This is a genomic window from Nakamurella sp. (genome assembly GCF_044224575.1).
In the GTDB taxonomy this organism is placed as follows: Bacteria; Actinomycetota; Actinomycetes; order Mycobacteriales; family Nakamurellaceae; genus Nakamurella.
This window is the reverse complement of sequence record NZ_JBGAKE010000009.1, coordinates 91,547-111,782: the sequence shown is the minus strand read 5'-3', so window position 1 is coordinate 111,782 and position 20,236 is coordinate 91,547. Positions and strand designations below refer to the sequence as shown.

The following is a 20,236-nucleotide window of genomic DNA, read 5'->3' as shown; positions in this document are numbered from 1 at the left end:
ATCAGCCCGACAAACCGGCAGGGTCACCCGGCCTGTGCGACGGCCGACCGGCGCTGTCGGTGCCTGGACCTACTGTGGTGGCGATGGAATCCCGGTGGAGCGTCGATCAGGTCATGGCGGCCGCGCCGGATTCCGCGTCCCAGGTGGCCGGGCGCCGGCTGGCCCGGCCGGGGCCGTGGAGCGCGATCGGCACCTCGGACGGGTTGCTGTGGGGCGAGTGCCAGGGCTCGGGCCGGACCCCGTACCGGGTGACCGTGGACACCGGCACCCGCCGCTACCAGTGCAGCTGCCCGTCCCGGAAGTTCCCCTGCAAGCATGCGCTGGGCCTGCTGTTTCTGTGGGCGCAGGGGCAGATCGACGAATCCGGCGCCGTGGCCGGCTTCGCCCGGGATTTCGCCGACCGGGGTCGGCCCGCCGCCGAGTCGGAGACGGTGCCGCGAGAGCAGACGCCGGAGCAGACGCCCGAGCAACGGGCGGCCGCGGCGGCCCGGGCGGCCGTCCGGGAGCAGCGGGTCGCCGACGGGCTGGCCGAACTGGACCGTTGGTTGGCCGACCAGGTCGCCGGGGGCCTGGCCCGGGTCGCCCAGGACCCGTACGGCTGGGCGGAAGCGGCGGCGGTGCGGATGGTGGACGCGCAGGCTCCCGGGGTGGCGGCGTGGCTGCGCCGGCTGCCGGGCGTCGTGGCCTCCGGGTCGCGTTGGCCGCAGCGGCTGCTGGACGAGCTGGCCCTGCTGCACCTGCTGGCCCGCGGCTACGCCCGGCGGGCCGAGCTGCCGGCCGATCTGGTGGCCACCGTCCGCGACCACATCGGGTTCAGCGTGCCCCGGGCGACGGTGCTGACCGGGCCGCCGGTGCGGGACCGCTGGGTCATCGTGAGCTTCCGCGATCTGGACACCGAGACCGTGTCGACCCGGCGGGTCTGGTTGCACGGCCAGGAGTCCGGCCGGTGGGCGCAGGTGTTGTTCTTCGCGGCGGGCGGGGCGACCCTGGATGCCTCGCTGGTGCCGGCCACCGTGCTGGACGCGAATTTGCACTTCTATCCCGGCCGCGCCGGGCTGCGGGCCGCGGTCGGCGAGACCCACGCCGAGCCCATCCCGATGACCGGCTGGCACCCGCCCGCCGATGCGATCGGCGCGGCCGCCGACCGGTGGGCGGCCGCGCTCGCCGCCGACCCCTGGCAGCATCAGATCCCGGTGGTGCTGCGGGGCCGGGTCGACCACGACGACCGGGGCGACCAGGGGTGGTCGTTCACCGATCCCGCCGGCGACGCGGTCGTCGTGCACGGCACCGAGCTCGATCTCTGGCGGCTCCTGGCGCTCACCGCCGGAGCCACGCTCGACCTGGCCGGCGAGTGGAGCCCGGACGGGTTCCGGCCGTCCACCATCGTCACCGACGGACGGATGGTGGTCTTGTGACGATCACCGACCCGTCCACCGCGGACCTGGTGGCCGCCGCAACGGTCGGCACGGCCCACCGCGCCGTCGACCTGGGCGACCTGCCCGGGCCGGTGCGGCCCGACCCGCTGCCGGCCGATCCCGCGGTGGCCCTGCTCGACGCGGCGGCGCTGGCCGCGCTCGCCCGCCGCACCGCGCCGGCCGCCCGGACCGCCCCGAAAGAGTCGACACAGCCTGCGGCCGAACATGTTCCGGTGATCCCGGACGTGGTCCGGCAGATGCTCGGGCAGTTCCAGCGGCAACCGGTGCTGCTGGTCGAGGCGCTGACGCTGATCCGGCAGGCCGGCCTGCGGCTGCCCCCGGAGCTGGTACCGGTCCTGCTCGACGACGGTCGGCCCGCCGTGGTGGCGGCGGCCCGGCCGGTCACCGGGGAGATCGGCCGGTTGCTGATGACGAAGAACCCACGCTGGGCCGAGCCGAGCCCACCCGACCCGGCCGACCGGACCCGCTGGGACGAGGGCGCCCTCGCCGAGCGGGTGACGTGGCTGCGGGCCCTGCGCCGGGCCGATCCCGACGCGGCGCGGAACGTGCTGACGGACGGCTTCGCGCGGGAAAGCGCGACCACCCGGGCCGAGCTGCTGGCCGTGCTGGGCGACGGCTTGTCGCCGGCCGACCAGGACGTGCTGCTCACCGCCGCCGCCGACCGCAGCCGCGCGGTGGCCGAGCGGGCGCTGGACCTGCTTGCCCGGTTGCCGGCGTCACCACTGCGCCGGGACATGCGGGCGCTGGCCGGCCGGCACCTGAGCGTCCGGCGCCGCCTGCGCGGCCCGGCCGCGACCGTCACCCCCATCGCCCCGGCCGAGTTCGCACCCTGGCCGCCCCCGTCCGGCGACCCGTGGACGGCACTGCTCGGTCGGGTCGATCCGGTTGACTGGCCCGCCACCTTCGGTGGCGATCCGCTCCCACTGATTGCCGCGGGCGCCGACCCGCTGCGGCCGCTCACCCCTGGGTTCCGGGCCGCCGCGCTCGCCTTCGGCCATGCGGGCCTGGCCCGCGCGCTGGTGTCGGCCCAGCTGGCCGCCGCGTCCGCCCGAGTCCCGCCCGTGGTCGACCCGGAGCTGTGGTGGATCCTGGCCCCGGCGGACGCCCGCGAGCTGCTGGAGCGGTTGCTCGACGATCGGCGGCTTCGGCCCGACCAGGTCGAGGCGGTGGTCTCCGGGATGCCCCGGCCGTGGCCGGCCTCGCTGGGACGGCTGGTGGCCCGCTGGCTGCCCAGCTCCGGCCCGGCCAACGGTCCGGCGCCACGGTCGCTGTGGGACCGGTGGGCGACCGCCGCGGCCCTGCCCGACTGCCGGGAGCTGGCCGCACTGGCCCGCGCCATCGCCGGCCGGGCCACCGGTGAGGCGGCGTCCACCCTGGTCACCCGGGCCGGGCACGCCGCCACCCTGCTCACCGTCCGCGCCGTCCTGCACGAAACGCTCTGCCCCCCAGGAGGAAATCCGTGACCGACGTGACGGCCCCGACACCCGTCCTGCGCCCGCACGCCGAGCAGGAGTTCGCAGCGGAGCTGGCGGCGCTGGCCGCCGTCGACGACCGGCCCCGCCCGGCGAACTGGCGGCTCTCGCCGTGGGCGGTGGTCACCTACCTGCTCGGCGGAACCGCGGGTGATGTGGTCGTCACACCCAAGTACGTCGGCTCCCGCCGGCTGATCGAGGTGGCGGTGGCCACCATCGCCACCGACCGGGCCCTGCTGCTGCTCGGCGTGCCCGGCACGGCCAAATCGTGGGTGTCCGAGCACCTGGCCGCGGCGATCAGCGGTGACTCGACGCTGCTGATCCAGGGCACCGCCGGCACCGCCGAGGAGACGATCCGGTACGGCTGGAACTATGCGCGGCTGCTCGCCGAAGGGCCATCCGAGGCGGCGCTGGTGCCGTCCCCGGTGATGACGGCCATGCGCACCGGGGCGCTGGTCCGGATCGAGGAGCTCACCCGCATCCCGTCCGACGTGCAGGACGCCCTGATCACCGTGCTCAGCGAGAAGACGCTGCCGGTGCCGGAACTCGGCACCGAGGTGCAGGCCCGGCACGGGTTCAACGTCATCGCCACCGCCAACGACCGGGACCGCGGGGTCAACGACCTGTCCGCGGCGCTACGCCGCCGGTTCAACACGGTCGTGCTGCCGCTGCCGGCCGGGGTGGAGGAGGAGGTCGGCATCGTCGCCACCCGGGTGGCCGAGCTCGGCCGCATCCTGGACCTGCCGCCGGCGGCCGATGCCACCGCCGAGATCCGCCGGGTCGTCACCGTTTTCCGGGAACTGCGGGACGGGCTCACCCAGGACGGCCGCACCTCGTTGAAGGTGCCCAGCGGCAGCCTGTCCACGGCCGAGGCGATCTCGGTGGTGACCGGCGGGCTGGCCCTGGCCGCGCATTTCGGGGACGGTGTGCTGCGCGCCGCGGACGTCGCCGGTGGCATCGTCGGCGCGGTCGTCAAGGACCCGGTGGCCGACCGGATCGCCTGGACCGAGTACCTGGAGGCAGTCGTCCGGGAACGCGGCGACTGGCGCGACTTCTACCGCGCCTGCCGGGAGGTCAGCGGATGAGGGCGATCGGGGCGGTGCCGGGATGACCGGCCCGGAACCGGTCGTCCGGGTCTTCGGGATACGGCACCACGGGCCGGGTTCGGCGCGGGCCGTGCTGACCGCGCTGCAGGAATGGGAACCCGACCGGGTGCTGATCGAGGGGCCCGTGGAGGCCGACCCGCTGGTCGCCTTCGCCGCCGATCCCGAGTTGGTGCCGCCGGTCGCCCTGCTCGCGTACCGCAACGACGAGCCGGCGGCGGCCGCGTTCTGGCCGTTCGCGGTGTTCTCCCCGGAATGGCAGGCGGTGCACTGGGCGGCCGGGCACGGGGTGCCGGTGGGTTTCATCGACCTGCCGGCCGGGGTCCTGCTGGCCGACGAGACCCGTTCCGCCCCGGACGATCCCGCCGTTCGCACCGACCCGATCGGGCTGCTCGCCGGGGCCGCCGGATACGACGACGCCGAACGCTGGTGGGACGACGTGATCGAGGGTCGCCGGGACGGCGACCCGTTCGACACGTTCGACGCCGTCACCGAGGCGATGACGGCGGTCCGCGCCGAACGGCCGGAGATCGACGAGCGAACACTGCGCCGGGAGGCGCACATGCGCAAGGTGCTGCGCGCCGCGGTCAAGGCGGGCGGCGAACGGGTGGCCGTCGTCTGCGGGGCCTGGCACGCACCGGCCCTCGCCGGCACCCTGCCGGGCCGTCCCCCGACGGCCACCGCCGACAACGCCCGGCTGCGCAAGCTGCCCACGGCGAAGGTCACCCTGACCTGGGTGCCCTGGACGCATTCCCGGCTCGCCGCCACCTCCGGCTACGGGGCCGGGGTCGGCTCACCCGGCTGGTACCGGCACCTGTTCACCGCGGTCGAGCATCCGCTCGAGCGGTGGTTGACCCGCACCGCCGGGGTGCTGCGGGCGCACGACCTGCCGACCTCCACCGCGCACGTCATCGAGTCGGTGCGACTGGCCCGAACCCTGGCCCACCTGCGGGACCGGCCCGAGCCCGGACTGACCGAGGTCATCGACGCCACCCGGGCCGTGCTGTGCGACGGCAACGAGCTGGCGGTCGATCTCGTGCTCCGGGACGCCGTCGTCGGCGAGGAGCTCGGCCGGGTGCCGGATTCCGCGCCGATGGTGCCGTTGGAGTCCGACCTGCGGGCGACGGCCCGCTCGCTGCGGGTCAAGTTCGATGCGGCGTCCCGCGAGGTCACCCTCGACCTGCGGGCCGGGAACGACCTGCGCCGGTCGCACCTGTGGTGGCGGCTGGGCATCCTCGGCGTCGACTGGGCCACGCCCGTCGAGGTGGCCGGCACCGGCACGTTCAAGGAGGGCTGGACCGTCGCCTGGCAGCCGGAACTGTCGGTCCGGCTGATCGAAGCGTCCGTCTGGGGCACGACCGTCCCGGCCGCGGCGACCCGCCGGTTGATCGACCGGGCGGACACCCTGGCCGCCTGCACGCGCGCCATCGCCGACTGCATCACCGCCGACCTGCCCGCCGCGATGACGGAGCTGCTGGACCGGTTGGACCAGTTGGCGGCGGGCACCGCCGACGTCAGCGGCCTGCTCGAGGCCCTGCCCGCGCTGGTCCGGGCCCAGCGGTACGGCACCGTACGGGGCTCCGACACCGCAGCCGTCGCCGTCGTCGCGCAGGCCGTGCTGACCCGGATCGGCGCCGGATTGCCGGCCGCGCTCGGCGGGCTCGGCGAGGACGCGGCAAGGGAGATCCGGGTACCGCTGGAGGCCACCCACGAAGTGGTGCCGCTGTTGCCGGACGGTCCCGCGCGCCGCGGGTGGTACGCCGCACTGGCCGCGGCGGGGCAACGCCACGACCTGCCGCCGCTGCTGGCCGGCCGCATCGTCCGGCTGCTCATGGACGCCGGCATCATGCCCCGGCCGGCGGCCGCCGACCGGCTGCACGCCGCCCTGTCGGTCGGTTCGTCGGCCACCGAGAAGGCACAATGGGCCGAGGGTTTCACCGCCGGCGGGGCGTTGCTGCTGATCCATGACGACGCCCTGCTCACGGTGCTCGACCGGTGGGTGCGCAGCCTGACCGACGAGGAGTTCCTGGAGGTCGCGCCGCTGCTGCGGCGGGGGTTCGGCACGTTCGCGCCGGCCGAGCGCGGGAACCTGATGCGGGCTGCCGGCTCGTTGTCGGGGTCGCGGGCAGCGGCGAGCGCCCCGGCCGGCCCGGACCTGTCCCGGGCCGGCGACGTGCTGGCGACGGCCAGGCTGCTGCTGGGCGGCGGAGCATGATCGACGAGGCGGAACGGCTGCGGCGCTGGCGGCTGCTGGTCGGTGGGGACGACACCGCCGACACCACCGACACGGTGTCCCTGTCCGGCGATGACGAGCGGATCGATGCCGCCATGGCCGCGGTGTACGACAGCCACGGCCCGGGAGAGAGCGACCGGCCCCGGTCGGCCGGCCTGGGTGCGTCGGCGCCGCGGGTCGTCGGGTGGCTCGGCGACATCCGCAGCTACTTCCCTTCGCCCGTCGTCCAGGTGATGCAACGGGACGCGGTGGAGCGGCTGCACTTGCACCAGCTGCTGCTGGAGCCGGAACTGCTGGACGCGGTGGAGCCGGACGTCAACCTGGTGGCCACGCTGATCTCCATGAGCCGGCTGTTGCCCGAGAGGTCCAGAGCCACCGCCCGTTCGGTCGTGTCGAAGGTCGTCGAGCAGATCGAACGGCGGATCGCCGACCGGACCCGATCGGCCGTGCACGGCGCGCTGAACCGCTCCGCCCGCACCCGGCGGCCCCGACGACACACCGATATCGACTGGCCCCGAACCATTTCCGCGAACCTGAAGAACTGGCTACCGGAATACCGCACGGTGGTGCCGGAGCGGCTGGTCGGCTACGGGAGACGCCAGAACCTGGTGCAACGCAGCGTGGTCGTGGCCATCGACCAGTCCGGGTCGATGGCCGAATCCGTGGTGTACGCCGCCATTTTCGGCGCGGTGATGGCCTCCCTCCGGGCGCTGCGCACGTCATTGGTGGTGTTCGACACCACGGTCGTCGACCTCACCGATCAGCTGCACGACCCGGTCGAGCTGCTGTTCGGCACCCACCTGGGTGGCGGCACCGACATCAACGCCGCCGTCGCCTACTGCCAGGACCTGATCACCTCGCCCGCCGACAGCGTCTTCGTGCTGATCTCGGACCTGTACGAGGGCGGCATCGCGGGGGAACTGCTCCGCCGGGTCAACGCGATGAAGCTGGCCGGAGTGCAGGTGATCGTGCTGCTGGCGCTGTCGGATTCCGGGGCGCCGTCGTACGACCGGGGACATGCCGCCGCGCTGGAAGCCATCGGCGTTCCCGCCTTCGCCTGCACCCCCGACGCCTTTCCCGACCTGCTGGCCTGCGCGATCGAGCGCGGCGACATCGCCGCCTGGGCGCACCGGTTCCGGGCGGCGGCCGGGTCCTGAGTGCTCGTGGCGGGGTCGTCGCGGGGTCCTCGCCGTCGGGCGCCCGCGTACGGTTTGCAGGTATGGATGCCATGCACCGTCGACGGATCCTGCTCGAGCTGGACCTGACGGAGTGGCCCGTCGAACTGGAGCAGGACGATCCGCTGTCCCGGCTGCGGCACCGCGGCCGGCGTGACCTGCGCTCCACCCTGCGGGCGCTGCACCGGTCCGCCGACGACCCCCGGGTGGTCGGGCTCATCGCCCGGGTCGGCGGGGCCGCGCCCTGGCCGGCGATGCAAGAACTGCGGACGGCGCTCCGCGCGTTCGCGGCCGGCGGCAAGCCGACGGTGGCGTGGGCGGAGACGTTCGGCGAGCAGCCCGGGGCGATGGCCGGCTACGTGCTGGCGACCGCGTTCGACGAGCTGTGGTTGCAGCCCGGCGGCGAACTCGGCCTGCTCGGCGTCGGCCTGGAGACCACGTTCGTCCGCGGCGCACTCGACAAGCTCGCCGTGGAACCGCAGTTCGAGCAACGGTACGAGTACAAGAACGCGGCCGACCGGATCATGCAGACCGAGTTCACGCCCGCCCATCGCGAGGCGATGGACCGGCTGGTCGAGTCGGTGTTCGAGGACGCGGTCGAGACGATCGCCCAGGGCCGGAGGCTGGAGCCGGCCGTCGTCCGCGACCTGATCGACCAGGGCCCACACCTGGCCCCGGCGGCCCGCGACGCCGGACTGGTCGACCGGCTCGGGTACCGGGACGAGGCGCTGGCCGCGATGCGCAGGCGGATCGGCGGCCGGGCCGAGCTGCTGTTCGCGGACCGGTGGCGCCCGCGCCGCCGGATCCGGCCGCCGCGCCGGCCGGCCGGCCACGTCGCGCTCGTGCAGGTGCGCGGCGGCATCGCGTCCGGCCGCTCGCGGCGCAGCCCGTTGGGGCGCACCGCGGGCAGCGACACGGTCTGCGCATCACTGCGGGCCGCCGGCGCCGACGACCGGGCCAGGGCCGTGGTGCTGCTGGTGGACTCCCCGGGCGGGTCGGCGGTGGCGTCCGAGACGATCTGGCGGGAGGTGGTGCTGCTGCAACAGCGCAAGCCCGTCGTCGTCGCGATGGGCGCGGTCGCCGCCTCCGGCGGTTACTACATCGCCTGCCCGGCCGACCGGATCGTCGCCCTCCCCGCCACGCTGACCGGGTCGATCGGGGTCCTGGGCGGCAAGCTGGTCACCCAGGGTCTGCTGGAGAAGGTCGGCCTGACGACCGGAACGGTGGCCAGAGGTCGGCACGCCCTGATGTTCTCGTCCCGGCGCGGCTTCGACACCGACGAGCAGCAACGCCTGGGCGCCGCCATGGATGCGATCTACCAGGACTTCGTCGGAAAGGTCGCCCAGGGTCGGGACCGCACGCCGGCGGAGATCGACAAGGTCGCCCGGGGCCGGGTGTGGACCGGACGGGACGCACTGGCGGTCGGACTGGTGGACAGCCTCGGCGGCCTGCGGGACGCGGTGCAGCTCGCCCGGTCCCTGGCCGGCCTGCCCGACGACGCACCACTCCGGCCGGCCGTGCACCTCGGCCCGCTGGCCCGGCTCAGCCGTCCCAAGAATTCCGCCGACCCGCGGGCCGGTCTCGCCTCGACCATGCCCCGGATGGCCGAGCTGGCCGGGACGTTGGGCCTGGGGAACACCCTGCTGCAGGTGCCGCCGCTGCGGCTGCGTTGACCCCGCGGCGACCGCGCCCGGCGACCGGACGGGCCGCGGTCAGGCCCCGGCCGGCCGCGCCCGTCGCCGCTGGGCCTGGACAGACACGGTCGCACGGGGCGGCGCGGTGCTCCCGCGGATCACCACCCGCGTCGGCAGGACGACCTGCGTCGCGTCGGCAACCGCTGCAGAGCTGTTGGTCGGCAACGACTTGCGCTCCGCCGCCAGGACCAGCGCGGCGGCCGACCGGCGACCCTTCTCGTCGACATCCTGGTGCACCGTGGTCAGCCGCAGGCTGGGCGCCAGTGCGTTGTCGTCGAAGCCGACCACCGAGAGGTCCTCCGGAACGGCCAGGCCGCGGTCCTGCGCCGCCAGCAGCACCCCGTGGGCCAGCGAATCGGCGAAGCACAGGACAGCGGTCATGTCCGGGTCCGCGTCCAGCAGCATCCCGAGCGCCGCCCGCCCGTACTCCTGCGGCTGGTAGGGCGCCTTCGGTTGCCGCACCACCACCGGTTCGATGCCCGCGGCATCGAGCGCGTCGTGCCATCCGGACATCCGTTGGTCGGTGACGTACACCCCGAGCGGTGCGGCGCCCGGCGCCTGCCGCCCGAAGGGCTCCGTCCCGCCCATCGTGACGATGCCGATCCGCCGGTGCCCGAGTCCGATCAGATGCTCGGCGGCGAGCCGGGCGCCGCCGCGGTCGTCCACGTTGACCGACGGGATACCGGGCTGCGGCTGCTGATCGACGAACACCAGCGGCAGCCCACGCCGGACCAGCCAGTCCAACTCGGTCGTTCCCGGAGCGCAGCTGAACACCAGCGTCGCGTCCATCGGCACGTCGCGAGTGGGGATCCGGCCGCCGGTCTCGCCGGTCTTCAGCAGGGCGAGCGAGAGTCCGGATGGCGCCAGGCCGTCGACGATCGCGCCGAGGAACGCGGCGGACACGTCGTCGGAGAAGGCGGTGCGCAGCTCGGTGGTGAACACGACCCCGACGACGCCGGTGGAGCCGCGGGCCAATGCCCGGGCCGCCGGGTCGGGACCGACGTAGCCAAGTTCCGCGGCCGCGGCCAGGATCCGGCCCCGCAGGTCGGCAGAGAGCTGGTCGGGGCGGGAGAAGGCATTGGAGACGGTCATCCGGCTGACGCCGACCGCGTCGGCGACCGTCTGCAGCGTGACTCGCCCCATGTGGCCTCCCTCGGTGCTCCGCCCGAGGTGGCGTGAGTCACGAGAATTCTACCGAGGTGAGGCTTGACCGGTAAAGCGTTCCCTTCTACTGTAGCGGTACAGAGATTCTGTAGCGGTACAGAGACGGAGGAGCCGTCATGCTGTTCGACCCGAGTTCCACGATCATCGCGCTGCGCAACCAGCGGTTGGGTTTCGACCAGGTCCGTCTGGACGGCCCGGTCAGCGAGCATCGCCCGGCACGCGCCGGCCGCGCGCGGCCGGCGGTGACGAACCGCCGGTGGCGGTTCGACCTGCTGCGGGCCCGGGCCGCCTGACCGGACGTCATCCGGTTGCGGGTTGGTCCGGTGCGACCGGTCGCTGCTCCCGGGCACACCACCACGTGGTCCGGCCACCGACGGTGCCGGACACCATGGGGCCGCCACACCGCGGGCAGCGTTCGCCGGCCCGGCGGAAGGCGATCACCGTTCCGGTGTGCACACCACCGTGGTCGATGGCATCGGTCAGCGCGCCCTGCAGCGATCGGCCCAGCCGGTCGATCTCGGCCCGGCGCAACGAGTCCACCGCCCGGGCCGGGTTGATCTTGGCCCGCCACAACGCCTCGTCGGCCAGCAGGTTGCCGACGCCGGCGATCACCGACTGGTCCAGCAGGCGGGCCTTGACCGGCGCCGTCGACACCCGGCGTCCGCGCGTCAGCGCCGCGCGGAAGGCGGCCGGGGACAGGCCGAGCGTATCGGGACCCAATGCCTCGATGTCCGGATCGAGCCGCACCCGGGAGAGCCGGCGCGGGTCGAGTAGGCGCACGCCCCCACCATCGGCGAACGTGACCGCGAACCGCTGGTACGCGCCGTGATCGACGAACCGCTCGCGGTCCGGCCGGTAGTCCCCACCCACCAGATCACCGGCCAGGTCAGCGGTTTCGTCCGGCGGCGCGACGACCACGATGCCGCTCATGCCCAGGTGCACCCCGAGATCGGGCCCGCCGTCGCCGTCGGAACCGGATGTGGTCAGCCACATCGACTTTCCGCGCCGCCGGGCGGCGGTGAAGCACCGTCCGAGCAGCGCCGAGCGGAGCTCGCCGGGAGCGTGCGGCCGGCTCACGTAGTCGTCATGGTCGTCGACGTCGACGATCCGGCGGTGCAACGCCCCGTCGGCCAGGACGCGTCGCGCGGACTCCACCTCGGGTAGTTCGGGCACGGCCGCGACGGTACGCCGGCGGGGCCGGGACCGGCGGGACGGAGCCGGTCAGCGCATCCTGGAGTGATGACCGGCACCGACGCGACCACCGCGATCCGGACGGCGATGGCCGACGACGCCGGCACCGTGGCGATGCTGCTGCACGACTTCAACACCGAGTACGGCACGCCGACGCCGGCGGTCGACGTGCTGACGGGCCGACTGCGCAGTCTGCTGTCGGCCGGGACGACGTTCGCCGTGCTGGCCGGCGATCCGGCGGTGGGCACCGCCCTGGTGACGTTGCGCACCAGCGTCTGGTACGACGGATACGTGGCCTCGTTGGACGAGCTCTACGTCGTGCCCGGGCGGCGGGGGGCCGGTCTCGGCTCGCGGCTGCTCGCCGCCGTCGAGGACGAGGTCCGCCGCCGCGGCGGGGCGGTGGTCGAGATCAACGTCGACGGGGACGGCGGGGGAGCCCCGCGGTTCTACCGGCGGCACGGCTACCGCAACACCGAGACCGGCGATGACGTCCCGCTTCTCTACTTCTTCCGGGAGCTCGAAACCTGAGCGACGGTCCACCGGGCGCGGTCGGGTGGCGGCCAGGGGGAGACTGGGTCGATGCGCCCGTTCCATTTCCTGGCCGACGCCCGCGAGATCGTGCCGGGTGCGGAGCTGGCCGACCGGGCCCGGCGGGCCGAGGACCTCGGCTATCACGCGCTGGTGATCCCTGATCATCTGATGGGTCAGCTGTCGCCGATCGTCGCGATGACCGCCATCGCGGCCGCGACGACAACCCTGCGGGTCGGCGCCTTCGTGCTGAACAACGATCTGCGGCACCCCGCGGTGCTGGCGCAGGACCTGGCGGCCATCGACGTCCTGTCCGGGGGTCGGCTGGACGTGGCGATCGGTGCCGGGTGGCACCGGCCGGAGTACGAGGCGATCGGGCTGCCCTTCGACCCCACGCCGGTGCGGCAGGCCCGGCTGGCCGAATCGATCACCGTCCTGAAGAAGTGCCTGTCCGGACAGGAGTTCTCGTTCACCGGTCAGCACTACCGGGTCACCGGGTATACCGGTGAGGCGTCGATGCAGCGGCCGCATCCGCCGGTGCTCATCGGGGGCGGCGGCCGTCGCACCCTGACTCTGGCGGCCAGGGAGGCGACCATCGTCGGGCTCGCCCCGCGGGTCGGCCCGAGGGGAGTCGACGCCCGGTCGCTGACCCTGGAAGCCACCCGGGAGAAGATCGCCTGGGTGGCCGAGGCGGCCGGTGACCGGTTCGCCGACCTGGAGCTGAATGTCTACCCGTCCGCCTGGCCGCCGGTGTTGACCGACGATCTGCACGGCGAGGTGGCCACCGTCATCGCCGCCCTGCGCGAGCGGACCGGCACCGAACTCACCGAACGCGAAGTCCTGGAATCGCCGCACCTGCTTATCGGGTCGGCAGACCGGCTGGCGGAGAAGTTCGAGTTCCTGCGCGACGAGCTCGGCATCGGCTCGTTCATGGTCGGCGCGCCGGGTCCGCTCGACCCGGTGGTGAGCCGCCTCGCCGGATCGTAGGCGCCCGACGAGTCCGATCGCCGGCGGCCGTGCCCGTTCGGGGCGGCTACGCCCGCCGCAGCACGACCGTCGTCCAGTTCGCCCGCCCGCGAATGTCGACCACCGGACCGCCGGGAACCGTTGGCGGGCCGGCCTTGTCCTTGAACGTGGACATAGATCCGCCCTCGAAATCGATGGTGCGGGCGATGGTCGACGAGCCGAGCCGGATCCGGACCGTGCTCCAGCCGGCCGCCACCTCGATCACGCATCCACCCGGCGGGAGTTCCGCCGCCCGCAGGTCCAGGTCGGCTGTGCCCATCGAGCCGGAGATCACCAGATGGGCCGGTACCCGCCAACTGCCCCTGCGCTTGACCGTGGTCCAGTCGACATCGAGCGTGTCGGCCTTCGCGGCCACGTGGGCGGCGGTCCCCGGCGGGAACATCCCGACCGCCCCGGGTAGATCGGCCAGGCTGACCCGGATCTCGCCCCGGGTCTTGGCCGTGTACACCACCCGCGAACGTTCCTCGAACTCTTCCAGGTCCAGATAACCGCCGCCGACCGCATCCTGCAGCACGGCGACCGCCTGCTCGCGGTCGCGGTCCCCGACACGAAGTGCATCCGAATCAGTCATCGTGCTGATGCTACCCAGTCACCCGGAACGGAATTCATGGTGACCCGCTGACAGTCGAGTGCTAATGTCCGATTCATCCCGCCAAGCCGTCTTCGTCAGCGCCGGCGCCGTCGGCCTGGCTTCGGCGGGGACCAGGGGGTTCCATGCCCGACGAACCGACTCCGAGCAACGGCCTGTCGGCCTTCTCGGTGCACGCCTTCGACGATGCCGCGGCCGGGGCGGTGGATGACTTGCGTTCCGAGGCCGGCGATGTCGGCCACTACAGCCTCGCCGGCGCCGACCCGGGTGCCGCCCTCGACCCGGAGACAGCGGCGCGCGGCTACCTGAATCGCGCGTTGGCCAGCGCGGCGACTCCGACCTTCGCCGCCCCGGCGGTCGACGGCGCCACCAGCCGCTTCAAGACGATCGGGACGGAAACCGTTCCGTTGACCGGGACCCGGACGGTGAAGTTCCGCCAGACGATCAACGACATCCCGGTGTATGGGTCGCTGGTCACCGTCGAACTCGATGAGGCGAACGATCTGGTCGGCATCGATTCCGCCATGGGCGAGCCCAGCGGCGTCGACCCCGTCGCGAGCGTGTCACCGGCGCAGGCGCGGGCGGTGGTCGCTGCCGAACCCGACGGTTACCTGCCCGTGCTGGACGGTGTCGTGCCCCGGCTGAACTACTACTTCGATTCGGCGGACCGGCGCTGGCGGCTGGTCTACCTGCTGCAGGACGTGCCCGTCCGACTGGATCGGACGGCCGAGCCGGCGTCGGTCGGGGAATCCCGGCTCGAACCCCCGCACTACATGGACTTCGTGGTGGACGCCCACGAGGGCGTGGTCGTCCGGCTGCTGCCCCGCACCCCGAGCATGGTCGCCCAGGAGCAGACGGCCGTCGACTCGTTCGGTGTGCAGCGAACATTCCTGGTCTCCGGCGCCGGCGCCGGGTTCGAACTGCGCGACCCGATGCACAACGTGGCCACGTTCGACTTCGGCTTCCAGGACCCCGATCTCGGCGGCGACCGGCTGCCCGGTTTCGCCATCGGCAATCCGCCGGCCTGGGCGCCGGCCGCGGTCAGCGCGCACGCCAACGCGATCGCGGTGTCCGACTTCCTGCGGACGGTGCTGCAACGCAACAACATCGACGGCGCGGGCGGGTTGATGACGTCGTCGATCAACTGCGTGGTCGCCGGGGAGAGCCCCGGGCAGAACCAGTGGGCCAACGCGTTCTGGAACGGCACGCAGATGGTGTACGGGCAGATCATGCACCCGAACGGGCTGCGCACCCTGTCCGCCAATGTCGATGTCGTCGCGCACGAGATGTTCCATGGGGTGACCGACCGGACGTCCCGGCTGGAGTACGCGTTCCAGCCGGGGGCGTTGAACGAATCCTATTCGGACATCTTCGGCACGATCGTCGCCAATCTCGGCAACGAGGACACCGCAACCTGGGACTGGCTGCTCGGCGAGCGGTTGCTGCCCGACGACCGACCCTTCCGCGACCTGTCCGATCCCGCCCGGTTCAAGCAACCGGCCCACATGCGGGACTTCCAGGCGCTGCCCAACACGCGGAAGGGCGACTGGGGTGGCGTGCACATCAACAGCGGGATTCACAACAAGGCGGCCTTCAATCTGCTGACGGCCCGGGGCCCGGACCGCGTCGTCGCACTCACCCCGGCCGAGGTCGCGGCCGTGTTCTATCTCGCGCTGACCCAGCGGCTGTCCCGCACCTCACAGTTCGCCGACAGCCGGCGCGCGGCCGTGGCCAGCGGGCGCACCCTGTTCCGCTCGCTGCCGGCCGAGCAGCGTGATCGCAAGGTAGCCGCGATCGGAAAGGCGTTCGCCGACGTCGGCATCCAGTGACCGCCGCGGTCGCTCCGGCTCGGACCGGCGTGATCGAGGCCGCAGCACGTCGACCGGAGATTTGGGGGTGGGTCGCGTCGCTGCCGGCCCGGTCCGGCCGATTACCATCGCAGCTGTGGCCACCAAAACTGTGACGACCTTGGTCGACGATATCGACGGCTCGACCGACGACGTGCTGACCTGTGCGTTCGGCTTGGGCGATGCTTCTTTCGAGATCGATCTCAATGCCGCCCATCGCGAGGAGCTGGAAAGCGTCCTCGCCAAGTTTGTCGCCGCAGCGCGCTCGGTCGATGGCGGTCGTCCGGCTCGGAGGCGCCGAGGGGAGCCCACCGGACGGGCGGACAGTGACCACTCCCACGCGATCCGCCAATGGGCGAAGGAGAACGATTACGAAGTCTCCGAGCGCGGACGGATCTCCAAGACGATCGTCGCCGCGTACGAGGCCGCGCACTGATTCCTCCCTCCGGGAGGGTCGGGTTCACCGACACGAGACCATCCCTTGTCTTGACTGATTCAAGACAGGGGATACGATGCCCTCATGGACCAGGGGACCGACATCGAGCGGCAGCTTCGCGCCGCCGGTCTCCGGGTGACCGTGCAACGGGTCGCCGTGCTGACCGCGGTAAGCCGTCATCCGCACGCCGACACCTCGTCGATCATCGACGCCGCCCGAGTGAGCGTCCCGGACCTGTCGCACCAGGCGGTGTATGACGCGCTCCGCACGCTGACCGGCGTCGGGTTGCTGCGCTGCATCGAGCCCGCCGGGATGGTCGCCCGCTACGAGGCCCGCACCGGCGACAACCACCATCACCTGATTTGCCGCTCCTGCGGTGCCATCGCCGATGTCGAGTGCGCCGTCGGCCACGCCCCCTGCCTGGTTCCCGCCGACGGTCAGGGCTTCGTCGTCGACGAGGCCGAGGTCGTGTACTGGGGTCGGTGCCCCGCCTGCGCTTCCGCCGCTTCCTGATCCGCCAACCCGAAAGGACGTCACCGTGTCCGACACCCGTCACGACGATGCCGTGCTCAGCGAGATGAACGAACCCGAGAAGGCCGCCGGCACGTGCCCGGTGGTGCACGACGCACTGCCCTACCCGACGGCCGGTGACCCCAACCGGGAATGGTGGCCCGAGCGGCTGAACCTGAAGATCCTGGCCAAGAATCCGCGGGTGGCCAACCCGATGGACGACGATTTCGACTACCGGGCCGAATTCGGGTCGGTGGATCTGACGGAGCTCAAGGCGGACATCGCGGCGGTGCTGACCGAGTCCAAGGACTGGTGGCCGGCCGACTGGGGCAACTACGGCCCGCTGATGATCCGGATGGCCTGGCACAGTGCCGGTACCTACCGGGTGCACGACGGTCGGGGCGGGGCCGGCGCCGGCCAGCAACGGTTCGCGCCGCTGAACTCCTGGCCGGACAACGTGAGCCTGGACAAGGCCCGCCGGCTGTTGTGGCCGATCAAGAAGAAGTACGGCAAGCGGGTCAGCTGGGCCGACCTGATGGTGCTGACCGGTAACGTCGCGCTGGAGACCATGGGGTTCAAGACATTCGGCTTCGCCGGCGGCCGGGAGGACGTGTGGGAGCCCGACAACGACGTGTACTGGGGCCCGGAGACCACCTGGCTCGGTGACGAGCGGTACGCCGGCGATCGGGAATTGCAGGGACCGTTGGCCGCGGTGCAGATGGGCCTGATCTACGTCAACCCCGAAGGCCCGAACGGGAATCCGGATCCGCTCGCTTCGGCGCGGGACATCCGGGAGACGTTCGGTCGGATGGCCATGAACGACGAGGAGACCGTTGCGCTCATCGCCGGCGGCCACACCTTCGGCAAGACCCATGGCGCCGGCCCGGCCGACGCGGTCGCCGCCGAACCGGAGGGAGCGCCGATCGAGCAGCTGGGCCTGGGCTGGAAGAGCAGCCACGGCACCGGCGTGGGCGCCGACGCGATCACCTCCGGCCTTGAGGTCACCTGGACCTACCACCCGACCCGGTGGGACAACGAGTTCTTCCACATCCTGTTCGGGTACGAGTGGGAGCTGACCGAGTCCCCGGCCGGCGCGCACCAGTGGCGGCCGGTCAACGGCGGCGGCGCCGACATGGTGCCGGAGGCCTTCGGCGACGGGCGGCGCGAGCCACGGATGCTGACCTCCGACCTGGCGCTGCGAGTCGATCCGGTGTACGAGCAGATCTCACGCCGCTTCCTGGCCGATCCGGAGGCGTTTGCGGACGCCTTCGCGCGGGCCTGGTTCAAGCTGACCCACCGCGACATGGGTCCGCTGGTCCGGTATCTCGGCCCTGAGGTGCCGTCCGAGGAGCTGATCTGGCAGGATCCGCTGCCGCCCGCCAATGGCGCAGCCCTGGACGAGAGCGACGTGGCCGCCCTCAAGGCCGCGGTTCTGGAGACCGGGCTGTCTGTCTCGCAGATTGTCTCGACCGCATGGGCGGCCGCCGCATCGTTCCGGAACAGCGACAAGCGCGGCGGGGTCAACGGCGGCCGCATCCGGCTGGAGCCGCAGAACGCCTGGGAGGTCAACAACCCTGACCAGCTGGCGGTTGTCCTGCGTACGCTGCAGGGCGTGGCGGATGCGTACACCAAGCCGGTCTCGCTGGCCGATCTGATCGTCATCGCCGGTGCGGCCGCGGTGGAGAAGGCCGCCGCGACGGGTGGCGTCGAGATCGATGTGCCGGTCACCGTCGGCCGGGTGGACGCGAGTGCCGAACAGACCGACGTCGCGTCGTTCGGCTACCTGGAACCGGCGGCGGACGGCTTTCGCAATTACTACGGGAAGGGTAATCGGCTGCCGGCCGAGTACCTGCTGGTCGACCGAGCGAATCTGCTGAACCTGTCGGCCCCTGAGATGACCGTGCTGGTCGGCGGTCTGCGGGTGTTGGGGGGCAACTGGGACGGCTCGTCGCTGGGCGTGCTCACCGATCGCCCGGGCGTCCTGACGAACGACTTCTTCGTCAACCTGCTCGACTACGACACGGAGTGGAGGCCCGCCGACGACACGTCGACGACGTTCGTCTCCGGTGACGGGCGGTGGACCGGCACCCGCGCCGACCTGGTGTTCGGCTCGAACTCCGAGCTGCGAGCGGTGGCCGAGGTGTACGCCGCCGACGACGCCAAGGCCAAGTTCGTCGCCGACTTCGTCGCGGCCTGGAGCAAGGTCATGGACCTGGACCGGTTCGATCTGCGCTGAGCCGGTCGTTGCACGCGGCCCGGGTCCCGACGGGGCCCGGGCCGCGCGCCGTCCGGATCAGCGCGCCTCGCGCCAGGTGCGCTCGAACGGCAGCCGCCAGGCATGCGGGGCAATGAGCTGATGAATCGCGTTCGGACCCCAGGAACCCGCCGCGTAGGGCTTGACCGGAGGCGGGTTGTCCAGCAGCGGAATTGACCGCTCCCACAGGCTTTCGATGCCGTCGGCGGTGGTGAACAGCGTGTGGTCGCTGCGCATCGCATCGAGGATCAACCGCTCGTAGGCCTCCAAGACGTCGCCGGCCCGGTCGGTGTCGTGGGCGGAGAACTGCATGCTCAGCTTGTCCATCTTCATGCCCGGCCCGGGCCGCTTGCCGTAGAACGACAATGACACCTTGGTCTCGTCCGCCAGGTCGAACGTCAGATGGTCCGGTCCCTGCAGCCCGACGCCGGATCCCGGCGGGAACATGCTCTTGGGCGCCTCCCGGAAGGCGATCGAGATGATCCGCTGCCCCTCGGCCAGTCGCTTCCCGGTGCGCAGGTAGAACGGCACACCCGCCCAGCGCCAGTTGTCGATGCCGCACTTGAGGGCGATGAAGGTCTCGGTCTCCGAGTCGGGGGAGACGCCGCCCTCCCGCCGGTATCCGTTGTACTGGCCGCGGACCACATTGGCCGGATCGATGGGCAGCATCGACCGGAAGACCTTGTTTTTCTCCTCGCTGATCGCCCGCGGCTCGAGCGCCGTCGGCGGCTCGATGGCCACGAACGCCATGACCTGGAACAGGTGCGTCACCACCATGTCCTTGAACGCACCGGTCGACTCGTAGAACCCGGCCCGCTTGTCCAGGCCGAGGGTCTCGGGCACGTCGATCTGGATGTGGTCGATGAAGTTGCGGTTCCAGATCGGTTCGAACAGGCCGTTGGCGAAGCGGAACGCCAGGATGTTCTGCGCCGCCTCCTTGCCCAGGAAATGGTCGATGCGGAAGATCTGACTTTCGTCGAAGACCTCGTGCACCTGCTGGTTGAGCCGGACGGCGCTCTCCAGATCGGTGCCGAAGGGCTTCTCCATCACCACCCGGGCGTGTTCCACCAGCTTGGCCTCGTCGAGCATCTTGACCACGGCCAGCGCCGCCTTGGGCGGCACGCTCAGGTAGTGCAGGCGGCAGACGTCCGGGCCGAGCGCGGCCTCGGCCTCGGCCACTGCGGCGGCCAGCGCCTCCGGCCCGGCGCTCTGCGGCACGTACCGGAGCCGCGCGGCGAAGGTGTCCCAGTTCGCGATGTCCGTGGGCCGGCTGCTGAACTCGGCGACCGCCTGCCGGGCGAACTCGCGGAACTGGTCGGTGTCCATCTCTTCCAGGGATGTGGCCACCACCTGGATCTCGGGCGTCAATGCCGACAGGGACAGGTGGGTGAGCCCGGGCAGCAGCTTGCGTCGGGCGAGGTCCCCGGTCGCGCCGAAGAGCACGACCACGAACGGGGCGAGTTGCTCGGCGTCCCGGCGGTACGGCCGCGACCCGGGTGCCGGGTAGGCGATGGTCTGCGCATCAGGGTGACCCATGCGGATCATGATCCCACTCCGGTGTCGGGCCGGGCGGGCCAC

At 72.3% G+C, this 20,236-nt stretch carries 17 protein-coding genes; 13 read left to right on the top strand and 4 right to left on the bottom strand.

Features of this window, described 5'->3' with window-relative positions:
• The first annotated feature begins 83 nt into the window (after nucleotides 1–83).
• The 6 genes from ACILSK_RS12435 (at nucleotide 84) to sppA (ending at nucleotide 9,092) form a co-directional block, all read left to right on the top strand.
• Nucleotides 84–1,415 carry an SWIM zinc finger family protein gene (locus ACILSK_RS12435; RefSeq protein WP_395727477.1) on the top strand — a complete coding sequence of 444 codons (1,332 nt, stop codon included), beginning with the start codon at nucleotides 84–86 and terminating at the stop codon, nucleotides 1,413–1,415.
• Complete coding sequence (locus ACILSK_RS12430; protein ID WP_395727476.1) at nucleotides 1,412–2,899, top strand: DUF5691 domain-containing protein; 1,488 nt, start codon at nucleotides 1,412–1,414, stop codon at nucleotides 2,897–2,899. Before ACILSK_RS12435 ends, ACILSK_RS12430 begins: the two co-directional genes overlap by 4 nt.
• A complete protein-coding gene (locus ACILSK_RS12425) occupies nucleotides 2,896–3,993 on the top strand; it encodes an AAA family ATPase (protein WP_395727475.1) in 1,098 nt (365 codons plus the stop codon). The genes ACILSK_RS12430 and ACILSK_RS12425 overlap by 4 nt, the downstream gene beginning before the upstream one ends.
• A gap of 22 nt (nucleotides 3,994–4,015) precedes the next feature.
• Nucleotides 4,016–6,226: a DUF5682 family protein gene (locus tag ACILSK_RS12420; RefSeq protein WP_395727474.1), complete on the top strand. Its 2,211-nt coding sequence runs from the start codon at nucleotides 4,016–4,018 to the stop codon at nucleotides 6,224–6,226.
• Complete coding sequence (locus tag ACILSK_RS12415) at nucleotides 6,223–7,401, top strand: vWA domain-containing protein (protein ID WP_395727473.1); 1,179 nt, start codon at nucleotides 6,223–6,225, stop codon at nucleotides 7,399–7,401. The genes ACILSK_RS12420 and ACILSK_RS12415 overlap by 4 nt, the downstream gene beginning before the upstream one ends.
• A 62-nt stretch (nucleotides 7,402–7,463) precedes the next feature.
• Nucleotides 7,464–9,092, top strand: a complete 1,629-nt coding sequence (gene sppA, locus ACILSK_RS12410) for a signal peptide peptidase SppA (protein ID WP_395727472.1) — start codon at nucleotides 7,464–7,466, stop codon at nucleotides 9,090–9,092.
• 39 nt (nucleotides 9,093–9,131) lie between these two features.
• On the opposite strand, the gene ACILSK_RS12405 is transcribed toward sppA, so the two are convergent.
• Nucleotides 9,132–10,256, bottom strand: a complete 1,125-nt coding sequence (locus ACILSK_RS12405) for a LacI family DNA-binding transcriptional regulator (protein ID WP_395727471.1) — start codon at nucleotides 10,254–10,256, stop codon at nucleotides 9,132–9,134.
• Between the two features lie 137 nt (nucleotides 10,257–10,393).
• Here ACILSK_RS12405 and ACILSK_RS12400 point away from each other — a divergent pair, with 137 nt between their 5' ends.
• A complete protein-coding gene (locus ACILSK_RS12400) occupies nucleotides 10,394–10,570 on the top strand; it encodes a hypothetical protein (RefSeq protein ID WP_395727470.1) in 177 nt (58 codons plus the stop codon).
• A 7-nt stretch (nucleotides 10,571–10,577) separates the two neighbouring features.
• Here the strand turns inward: ACILSK_RS12400 and ACILSK_RS12395 are convergent, their stop codons facing one another.
• Complete coding sequence (locus ACILSK_RS12395) at nucleotides 10,578–11,450, bottom strand: Fpg/Nei family DNA glycosylase (RefSeq protein ID WP_395727469.1); 873 nt, start codon at nucleotides 11,448–11,450, stop codon at nucleotides 10,578–10,580.
• Nucleotides 11,451–11,516: 66 nt separating this feature from the next.
• Here ACILSK_RS12395 and ACILSK_RS12390 point away from each other — a divergent pair, with 66 nt between their 5' ends.
• The gene (locus ACILSK_RS12390) at nucleotides 11,517–11,996 is read left to right on the top strand and encodes a GNAT family N-acetyltransferase (RefSeq protein ID WP_395727468.1); all 480 of its coding nucleotides are present in this window, start codon (nucleotides 11,517–11,519) and stop codon (nucleotides 11,994–11,996) included.
• A gap of 51 nt (nucleotides 11,997–12,047) precedes the next feature.
• Nucleotides 12,048–12,983: a TIGR03621 family F420-dependent LLM class oxidoreductase gene (locus tag ACILSK_RS12385; protein WP_395727467.1), complete on the top strand. Its 936-nt coding sequence runs from the start codon at nucleotides 12,048–12,050 to the stop codon at nucleotides 12,981–12,983.
• 46 nt (nucleotides 12,984–13,029) lie between these two features.
• Here the strand turns inward: ACILSK_RS12385 and ACILSK_RS12380 are convergent, their stop codons facing one another.
• Nucleotides 13,030–13,593: a DUF1707 domain-containing protein gene (locus ACILSK_RS12380; RefSeq protein WP_395727466.1), complete on the bottom strand. Its 564-nt coding sequence runs from the start codon at nucleotides 13,591–13,593 to the stop codon at nucleotides 13,030–13,032.
• Nucleotides 13,594–13,736: 143 nt separating this feature from the next.
• Between ACILSK_RS12380 and ACILSK_RS12375 the strand changes: the two genes are divergently transcribed.
• From ACILSK_RS12375 to katG, 4 genes are all read left to right on the top strand, one after another.
• Nucleotides 13,737–15,440, top strand: coding sequence for a M4 family metallopeptidase (locus tag ACILSK_RS12375; protein WP_395727465.1), 1,704 nt, complete (start codon nucleotides 13,737–13,739; stop codon nucleotides 15,438–15,440).
• 115 nt (nucleotides 15,441–15,555) lie between these two features.
• On the top strand, nucleotides 15,556–15,894 hold the full coding sequence (locus ACILSK_RS12370) for an Lsr2 family protein (protein ID WP_395727464.1): 339 nt from the start codon (nucleotides 15,556–15,558) through the stop codon (nucleotides 15,892–15,894).
• An 84-nt stretch (nucleotides 15,895–15,978) separates the two neighbouring features.
• Entirely contained in the window at nucleotides 15,979–16,407 is a 429-nt protein-coding gene (locus ACILSK_RS12365) for a Fur family transcriptional regulator (RefSeq protein WP_395727463.1), read from the top strand.
• A gap of 64 nt (nucleotides 16,408–16,471) precedes the next feature.
• Nucleotides 16,472–18,640, top strand: coding sequence for a catalase/peroxidase HPI (katG, locus tag ACILSK_RS12360; RefSeq protein ID WP_395727564.1), 2,169 nt, complete (start codon nucleotides 16,472–16,474; stop codon nucleotides 18,638–18,640).
• 57 nt (nucleotides 18,641–18,697) lie between these two features.
• Here katG and zwf read toward each other — a convergent pair whose 3' ends face one another.
• Nucleotides 18,698–20,194 carry a glucose-6-phosphate dehydrogenase gene (gene zwf, locus ACILSK_RS12355; protein WP_395727462.1) on the bottom strand — a complete coding sequence of 499 codons (1,497 nt, stop codon included), beginning with the start codon at nucleotides 20,192–20,194 and terminating at the stop codon, nucleotides 18,698–18,700.
• Between the last annotated feature and the right edge of the window lie 42 nt (nucleotides 20,195–20,236).